Genomic DNA, 7882 nt, shown 5'->3' on the forward strand with positions numbered 1-7882 from the left:
CCAGGTCGACCACCTCCACTCGCCCGTCCGCCTCGCGCCAGGTGCCGGTGAACGCCCGGCAGCCGGTGGAGCCGGTGAGGGTGCCGTCGGCGGCGAAGCGGAGCGTGGCCGGGTCGCTGTGGGTGGAGGAGGCCGTCTCGCCGGTGATAACGGAGCCGAGGAGCCAGTCGGTGCCCACCAGCTCGGCGTCGGGGACCTCCGGCACGACCTCGAAGCGCAGTTCGACCTGCGATCCGGTCAGCACCAACGCGTCCCCGTCGCGGTGGGCTCCGCCGACCGCGGACAGGGCGGCGAGGTAGGTCGCCTCCAGGTCCATCGTCGGCCCGTCGCAGCCCCGGGCCGTCACGCCGTCGAGGTTGATCCGGACACCGTCGTCGGCCGCGTCGACGGCCCCCGTGTAGAGGTTGCAGGCGGCGGTCCCGCGCACCTCGCCATCGACCACGGAGAGGCTGACCGGGTCGGCGTCGTCGAGGTCGAACGGTCCCTCGGCCCCGGTGCCCGCGACCAGTGCCCACTCCCCCTCGAGCGCCGAGGACGCGCCAGGTTCGTGGCCACAGCCGACCGCTCCGGCCAGGACCACGGCGAGGAGGGCGGGAGCGGTGCGGCGTCGAACCATGATGACCATTCCTTCGGCGACTGTGCCCCGAGGACGGGGCACCCGACCGCGTGGGTTGCACGTCGGGAACGACGGCAACGGCACACCGCCCGACCCCGGTGGTTGGTGACCGGGACACGACGGCGGTCGGGTGTGCGGTTCCGGGTGGGGGTCAGGGCTTCGAACACCTCGGGTGGCGGGCCGTGCCGCCGCCAGGGCGGACGGAGCGATCACCAACGCCATCCGCCTCGCCCGCGCTCCCGGCGAACCGTCCCGTGTTCGGGGCCGAGGGAATCGGGCGGACTCGCGGGTGGCGGGTCGGCTCGGGGCGTCAGCGCTTGGTCCGGTAGACGAGTCCGCCGTCCGCACCGGACAGCCGGAGCCGGTCGCCGTCGATCTCGACCTCGTCACCGCCGTCGAGGATGCTCCACACGCGGTCGGCCTGGCGCCGGGTGGCGTCGTGGTCGCAGAACGGCTCCTCGGGCTCCAGCTCCTCCAGTTCCAGGTCCGCCACCTCCACTCGACCGGCCTCCTCGCGCCAGGTGCCGGTGAACCACCGGCAGCCGGTGGAGCCGGTGAGGGTGCCCTCACCCGCGAACCAGAGCGTGACCGCCGAACCACCTCGGGTGGAGGAGGCCGACTCGCTGGCGGAGGAGCCCGTTCCGCCGGTGACGACGGTGTCCAGGACCCAGTCGGTGCCCACCAGCGGGGCGTCGGCGAACTCCGGGACGGGCTCGAACCGCAGTTCGACGTCCATCCCGGTGAGCACCAACGCGTCCCCGTCGTGGCGGGCCTGCCCGACCACGGACAGGGCGGAGAGGTAGGTCTTCTCCAGGTCTATCACCGGCTGTTCGCAGCCCATCTCCGTTCGCATCAGGGAGGGGAAACTGATGCCGTCGCCCTCGGCGTGGAAGGGCCCGCCGTAGAGGTTGCAGGCGGCCTTCCCCGTCGCCTCCCCCTCGGTGACGGTGAGGGTGACCGGGTAGTGGACGAGCACGTCGACCGGCCCGTCGGCGGTGCTCCCCCCGACCAGCCGCCACTCCCCCTCCAGGGCGGCGAGTCCCGTCCGCGGGGCAGTGACGTCGGTCGCTGGGGAATCCGCGCCGGTCGCGGGGGGGACGGGGTCCTGGCCGCACCCGACCATCGCGGCCGTGGCCGCGGCGACGAGGACGGGGAGCACGAGGCGTCGAGTCATCATGACCATCCCTGGAAGCGGTTGTGCTCCGAGGACGGGACACCGGACGGCGCGGGTTGCACGTCGGTGGCAGCGGGGTGGCACACGATCCGTCGCCGGTGGTTGGTGGCCGGGACACCGCGGTGGCACGGCGGGCGGGTGCTCGGTTTGGCCAGGGCGTGGGCGGCCCCTCGTCAGGCGCGGGAACCGCCCCCGTGATCGGGGGTCCGCAGGGGACGGTCGTCTTCCCGCGCGCGCGTGGGCTGGGACGGCGGGACGCAGGGCCGGCCGGGTGGCCACGTGCCGTCCGGGATGCCGCTGATCGGGCTCGCGGAGAGCGGGACGGCGGGCAGAGGGGTGCGGGGGGCGAGCCAGGTCCGGGTGATCAGGCGGGGAGGGGCGACCTCGTCCGCCAGTCCGTTCGGCGGCACTCCCCGGGTGGATGCACGTTGGATACATTCGCCGGTGGTCACGTCCATCCGCGCGGCCCGGCCGCGCCGCCTGTGAGGAGCCGCCCATGACCCAGACCACCGCCAGCACCCTGCGCCACCGGGTGGCGCACGGCCCGCTGCTCGCGGTCCCCGGCGCGGCCAACGCGCTGGCCGCCCGCGTCATCGAGGACCGGGGGTTCGAGGCCGTCTACGTCACCGGGGCCGGACTGGCCAACACCTACCTCGGCGTCCCGGACATCGGGCTGGTGACCCTCACCGAACTGGTCTCCCACGTGACGGCCATCCGGGAGGCGGTCTCCGTCCCGCTCGTGGTGGACGCCGACACCGGGTTCGGCAACGCGGTGAACGTGACCAGGACCGTCCGGCTGCTCGAACGCGCCGGCGCCGACGCCATCCAGCTGGAGGACCAGGCCGCGCCCAAACGGTGCGGGCACTTCGACGGCAAGGAGCTCGTCCCGGCCCAGGAGATGGTGGGGCGGGTCCGGGCGGCGGTCGACGCCCGCCGGGACGATGACCTGCTGGTGATCGCCCGCACCGACGCCAGGGCGGTCGAGGGCTGGGACGCCGCGTTGGACCGCGCCCACCGGTACGTCGAGGCCGGGGCGGACATGATCTTCGTCGAGGCGCCGAGGACGGAGGAGGAGGTGCGGGCGCTGCCCTCAGCACTGCCCGTGCCGCAGGTGGTCAACCTGGTGGAAGGCGGCCGCACCCCGCTGCTCCCGCTGTCGGAGTTGGGGGGTTTCCGGATCGCGCTGTTCGCCAACGTCGCCCTCCAGGCCGCGGTGCGGGGGATGTCGACGGCCCTGGACCGGCTGCGGGAGACGGGGTCCCTCGCGGAGGTGGCCGACCAGCTGGCGCCGTGGAGCGAGCGGCAGCGACTGGTCGGCAAACCCGCCTACGACGCGCTGTCCGCCCGGTACGCGACGCCGGCGGCCCCGGCTGACCCGTCGAGCTGAGGTCACGCCCGGGGGAACGCCGGCACCTCCCCGGTCAGGACGACGGCGCCTCCTCGGCGGCGGCGTCGGAGTAGTGGTCCCGCACCACCCGTTCGATGGCGCGGGCGGCGTTCCCCCGCAGCGAGGACATGCTGAAGTAGATGTCGCCGCCGACCTCGGGGTGTCGCCGGTTGAGCGTCAGGTGCTCGCTCAACTCGGCGTCGTCCCAGGCCGGCGAGCTGCCCACCTTGTAGGCGGCCTGGCCGGTGTACAGGCCGACGCCGGTGCCGGCGACCACCTCCGACCACCACGGGACGAGGACGCCGTAGTCGGCGGCGGCGTGCCCGATCTCCCAGTACACCTGCGGGGCGACGTAGTCGATCCAGCCCTCGGTCACCCACCGGCGGCTGTCGGCGTAGACCGCGTCGTAGGACTCCAGTCCGCTGGTGCGGGAGCCCCGGTCGTCGGTGGCGGCGTTGCGCCAGATCCCGAAGGGGCTGACCCCGAAGTCCACCTCGGGTTTCGCCGCCCTGACCCGCTCCCCCATCTCCCGGACCAGCCGGTTGACGTTGTCCCGCCGCCAGTCCGCGACCGAGGAGAAGTCCCCACCGTGCTCGGCGAAGGTGTCGCCGTCGGGGATCTGCTGCCCCGCCACCGGGTAGGGGTAGAAGTAGTCGTCGAAGTGGACCCCGTCGACGTCGTAGCGTTCGACGGCGTCCATCATGGCGTCCTGCACGAACTCCCGGACCGCCGGGACACCGGGGTCGTAGTACAGCTGCCCGCCGTAGCTGAACACCCAGTCCGGGTTCCGCCGGGCCGGGTGGTCGGGGCTGAGCCGGTTCGGGTCGGCCTGGGTGCTGACCCGGTAGGGGTTGAACCAGGCGTGGAACTCCAGGCCACGCCGGTGCGCCTGCTCCACCAGGTATGCCATCGGGTCGTACCCCGGGTCGCCGCCCTGGGTGCCGGTGAGCCACTGCGACCACGGCTCGTACTCGGAGGGCCAGAACGCGTCGGCGGTGGGGCGGACCTGGACGAAGACCGCGTTGAGCCGGAGTTCCACGGCCCGGTCCAGCAGGGCGTCGTACTCGGCGCGTTGCGCCTCGGGTGTCAGCCCGGTCCTGCTGGGCCAGTCGATGTTGGACACACTGGAGATCCACACGCCACGCAACTGCTCCTCCTCGTTGGCCGTGGCCGCCGGCGGCGGCTCCGCCTCGGCGCTCGGCGTCGTCGGCACGACGGAGGACCAGGCCAGCAGCAGGCCGAGGGCACCGGCCCCGAGAACGCGCGGCCGGCGACGGGAACGTTCCTGTCGGGTGAACACCTTCACCTCGCACTGTGCGCTCGCTGGTGGGACGGAGGCCGGCGGCCGACCTCGTCGCCCTGACGACGGCTACTTTCCCCTTCTCCGTCGACAATGACGGAGATTGACGCGCAGGCACCGGCTTCCCTCGCAGCACCACCCGTTCGGCGGTCATCGCATCCGGCGGGAACGCCACCATCGGGGCGGGTCGCGCTTGCGCGGCGCCCACCTCCGGCGGGCCGTGTCCTCCCGGAGGAGGCGGCAGCCGCGCACCGTCGGTCGCAGCCGAGAACGTCGGCCCGTGCGGTGTGCCGACCCGTGACCCGTCCCGCGAGGCCGCCACCAACCTGGTTCCAGGCCACATTCCGTGACACCATCTCGTCGGCGACATGCGAGGCGAGAACCGTGGGGAACACTCGCGAACATCTCGACCGCACGGCTCCGCGAACAGCCAGTCCTCACTCGCGAACAACCGGTGAACCCCGGCTGGGGTCGCCCTGATGAGAACTGCCCACAGCGCCCCGAGTAGACCCGCGAGTGGGACGAACCTAGCCCGCTGCCGGATCGGCCGCCGACTGCCAGGCGACGTTGAGCGGGCGTTTGCCGGTGTCGAGGAACTCGACCAGAGCATCGGCGACGGTCTCGACGGCGATCTCGCAGTGCGGCGGGAACTCGTCGGTCTCGTACAGGACCGGCCGTTCGGGACCATCGCCGCGACTGTAGAGATGAACGGGCTCGGAGCCGTGGCCATCGTCACCACGGTATGAGAGGGCTCCTCGGGCTCCATGGATGCCGGCGATGACCGAGTGATCCGGCATCGTGAGATAACCGCTCGGGGCGCCGTCATCGGGAATCGCCGTGTCGACACGGGGGCGCGCGGTGTGGGTCAGGATCGCATCACTCACCACTTCCTCGGCGAGTGTCGTCACGAAGGCGGTGACGTCGTCACCGGTCGCGAGTTCAACGACCTTCTCGACTGGCGCCTGGCCGGGCTCGTGGACCCAGTACTGCGCTTGGAGTGTCACGACGTGCGCTTCCCTTCGTACCGGTACGGACGCCCGGTGGGGCCGTAGACGATGAGTGTGGCATCGGGTGGCAGAAAGTATTTCAAGAACCGGTGGCAGCTGACGTTGGTCACGGGGTCGATACCGCACGGGTCCTTGCCGATCACGATCGCACGCGTCTCGCCCGCCCTCATGGACGAAGCCTCTTTGATCTCGATGTGGCGCGCGATGTCCGGCACGAAACCGCCGCGCGCGAGACCGAGGGCGCGGGCCTTCTCCACGGCTGCGGTATAGGCGGGGTCAGCCCGCCCCGACTCCAGTCGTGTCCCGCTGGACAGCGCCGTATCGCCATCCTTTTGATCACCCAATCGCCAACCTCGAAGCTGCCTACCGTATGGTCACGGGTCATCCAGCTTGGCCCGGTACCTCGACACCCGTGCGGCGACGTCATCCACTCGCTTCGGCGGCGACGTGCTGGTTCGCCGAGTCAGCGGCGACTCCGCCTGCTCACCGTGCTCGGCGAGCCATTCCCTGGTACGCACCAGGGCGGCCTCGACGAGCTCGTCCACCCGCTCAAGACCGCGGGCGACACTCCGCAGCGCCACTCGCGCGGTCAGCAAATCTCGGTTCGCCGTCCCCTTCGTGAGTTCAGCGAAGGCCGGTGTCACCCTGTCCGATACGCGGGTGCGAGCCTCCTTGACCGCGCCCGAAGGCAAGCGATCCATCACGCCACGCAAGCGCTCGACGACCTCGCTCAACGCCGCCATGACAGCCTAAAGTTTCCCGAGGTAGGACCCGATCGCCACCCGAATTTCCTCAAGGCCGGAGTTAATCGTCTCCAGCTCCGACAACGCGGCGCGTATGGCGGAAGGCGCTGCCTTGGCGGCAGGGTGTCGGCTCCCACGCCACGCCTCACTCATGTCGGCCAATGCGGCCTCCACGCTCTCACGTATCGCGCTGACCTCGCCGACGGGCAACAGCTCAGCGACCTCTGCCAACCCGGATCGCAACTCGCCAACTGACATGCCGCAAAGCCTGCACCACACGCCCGATTATTTTTTAACCGCGCCGTCACAGATGCTCCGCCGGCGACCTCACGGAAACCGATTCCGCGTACCGTAGCCCGTTCCGTATCGGCGGAGTCGAACACAGCGTCGTCCACTCCCGCAAGGAAGGCCGACCTCTCGCCGGCGTCGAAGCGCAGCTCGACATCCCCGGTCAAGGCCAGGTGGACGGGTACCGCCGGGTCGACGGGAACTCGTCCCGTTTCCCGAACTTCGACGGTTTCGGGTCCGCCCTCCTGGTCAACCCTTCCCTCGTCCTCGGCCGCCATGGTGGCGTAGGCGCTCCTTGCTGCCTCGGCGACCTCTCCTGGTGCCGTAACTCGTCGCTACCTGGCGTGGCCAGGGAGAGCAGCGGGTGTGCCCCGGTCAGCGGGACATTGCCGGCCGGGGCACGGGTCTCGCCGGTCGGGTCAGAAGCGGTCGGACCTCACCGCCGCGATGAAGGCGGCGAAGGCGTCACGATCAACGACGAGGGTGCCCGCGTCCCGGTTCTTCGTGTCCCGGATACCCGCGATGCCTGGCGCGCCACCGACTTCGACGCAGTCGCCCTGGCTTCCGCTCGCCCGTGCCTTCCGCCACCCGGTGAGGCGGTCACGTGCCGTCATGGTGCCTGCCTTTCGTACTGGTCACGGTACGAGGCGATGACCTTGGCTGAGTCGTCTGGGGTCATCGCCACGGCGGACAGCGTAGCCAGCGCTTCCAGGTACACCGAGGTGTCGCTCCGCCTGTCGAGATACGTCCCAGTGGCCAGATGTTCGAGGTAGACAACTGGATCCGCGTCGGCGAACTCCAGGATCGTGCCCATCCCACGTCCGCCGATCATCCAACCGGGCTGTGGCCCGATCGCCTCCGGGATGACGCGCACGGTGGCGTGTGCGTGGTCGATGAGCAGGTCCAACTGATCAGCCATTACTGCCGGGCCACCCACAACCCGGCGGAACGCGACTTCGTCGAGGTAGGCCGTGTAGACGGGAGCATTCCGGGAACGCAGCAACGCCTGACGCCCCATCCGGGCGAGTACGAGGTCCGCCATCGGATATGGACCCGGGGTGGCAGCAACCATCGCTCGGGCGTAGTCCGCAGATTGGAGCAGGCCCGGCACGATGTCGCTGATCTACGTGATCCGAGCTGCCTCGTTCTCGTAGCTGATGAGCGTGCCGAGTTGGCCGGGGAGCGAGGACGACGGGGTCCACGGTGACGCGGCAGGCAGATCCCGCGCCTGCTCGACGAGGCGGCCCACCACTGCCGGCGGGCACCCTCGGCCCACCGACCCTGACGGAGACGACCATGACCACCCCGCCATCCCACCTCACCCCCACCCCGACCCGGGCCTGCCGTGTCCGCGCCTACGCCCTCCC

Annotated in this window: 9 protein-coding genes; 1 reads left to right on the plus strand and 8 read right to left on the minus strand. The window is 71.0% G+C overall.

The window, feature by feature from the left end; translation table 11 throughout:
• Positions 1-616: META domain-containing protein (locus ACTIDRAF_RS0211280; RefSeq protein WP_016698846.1), on the minus strand; the 616-nt coding region annotated here is incomplete at its 3' end.
• Between the two features lie 310 nt (positions 617-926).
• Positions 927-1793: an META domain-containing protein gene (locus tag ACTIDRAF_RS34220; protein WP_169533974.1), complete on the minus strand. Its 867-nt coding sequence runs from the start codon at positions 1791-1793 to the stop codon at positions 927-929.
• 493 nt (positions 1794-2286) lie between these two features.
• Between ACTIDRAF_RS34220 and ACTIDRAF_RS0211295 the strand changes: the two genes are divergently transcribed.
• The gene (locus tag ACTIDRAF_RS0211295) at positions 2287-3177 is read left to right on the plus strand and encodes an isocitrate lyase/PEP mutase family protein (protein ID WP_016698849.1); all 891 of its coding nucleotides are present in this window, start codon (positions 2287-2289) and stop codon (positions 3175-3177) included.
• Positions 3178-3211: 34 nt separating this feature from the next.
• Here ACTIDRAF_RS0211295 and ACTIDRAF_RS0211300 read toward each other — a convergent pair whose 3' ends face one another.
• From ACTIDRAF_RS0211300 to ACTIDRAF_RS28370, 6 genes are all read right to left on the minus strand, one after another.
• A complete protein-coding gene (locus ACTIDRAF_RS0211300; protein ID WP_016698850.1) occupies positions 3212-4477 on the minus strand; it encodes a glycoside hydrolase family 10-like protein in 1266 nt (421 codons plus the stop codon).
• A gap of 527 nt (positions 4478-5004) precedes the next feature.
• Entirely contained in the window at positions 5005-5481 is a 477-nt protein-coding gene (locus ACTIDRAF_RS0211305) for an Imm1 family immunity protein (RefSeq protein ID WP_016698851.1), read from the minus strand.
• Positions 5478-5828, minus strand: coding sequence for a DddA-like double-stranded DNA deaminase toxin (locus ACTIDRAF_RS0211310; RefSeq protein WP_083886241.1), 351 nt, complete (start codon positions 5826-5828; stop codon positions 5478-5480). Before ACTIDRAF_RS0211310 ends, ACTIDRAF_RS0211305 begins: the two co-directional genes overlap by 4 nt.
• Before the next feature lie 30 nt (positions 5829-5858).
• Positions 5859-6227, minus strand: coding sequence for a hypothetical protein (locus ACTIDRAF_RS0211315; RefSeq protein ID WP_016698853.1), 369 nt, complete (start codon positions 6225-6227; stop codon positions 5859-5861).
• A gap of 707 nt (positions 6228-6934) precedes the next feature.
• Positions 6935-7129 (minus strand): DUF397 domain-containing protein, encoded by a 195-nt coding sequence (locus tag ACTIDRAF_RS0211325; RefSeq protein WP_016698855.1) that lies wholly within the window; start codon positions 7127-7129, stop codon positions 6935-6937.
• Positions 7126-7626: a DUF5753 domain-containing protein gene (locus ACTIDRAF_RS28370; protein WP_248783820.1), complete on the minus strand. Its 501-nt coding sequence runs from the start codon at positions 7624-7626 to the stop codon at positions 7126-7128. The genes ACTIDRAF_RS0211325 and ACTIDRAF_RS28370 overlap by 4 nt, the downstream gene beginning before the upstream one ends.
• Between the last annotated feature and the right edge of the window lie 256 nt (positions 7627-7882).

It is taken from the genome of Actinoalloteichus spitiensis RMV-1378 (genome assembly GCF_000239155.1).
GTDB classification, from domain to species: domain Bacteria; phylum Actinomycetota; class Actinomycetes; order Mycobacteriales; family Pseudonocardiaceae; genus Actinoalloteichus_B; species Actinoalloteichus_B spitiensis.

Coding starts and splice junctions, on each gene's coding strand:
- ACTIDRAF_RS0211325 (WP_016698855.1), bottom strand. CDS start 7,129: ATGACGGCACGTGACCGCCTCACCGGGTGGCGGAAGGCACGGGCGAGC.
- ACTIDRAF_RS34220 (WP_169533974.1), bottom strand. CDS start 1,793: ATGATGACTCGACGCCTCGTGCTCCCCGTCCTCGTCGCCGCGGCCACG.
- ACTIDRAF_RS0211315 (WP_016698853.1), bottom strand. CDS start 6,227: ATGGCGGCGTTGAGCGAGGTCGTCGAGCGCTTGCGTGGCGTGATGGAT.
- ACTIDRAF_RS0211295 (WP_016698849.1), top strand. CDS start 2,287: ATGACCCAGACCACCGCCAGCACCCTGCGCCACCGGGTGGCGCACGGC.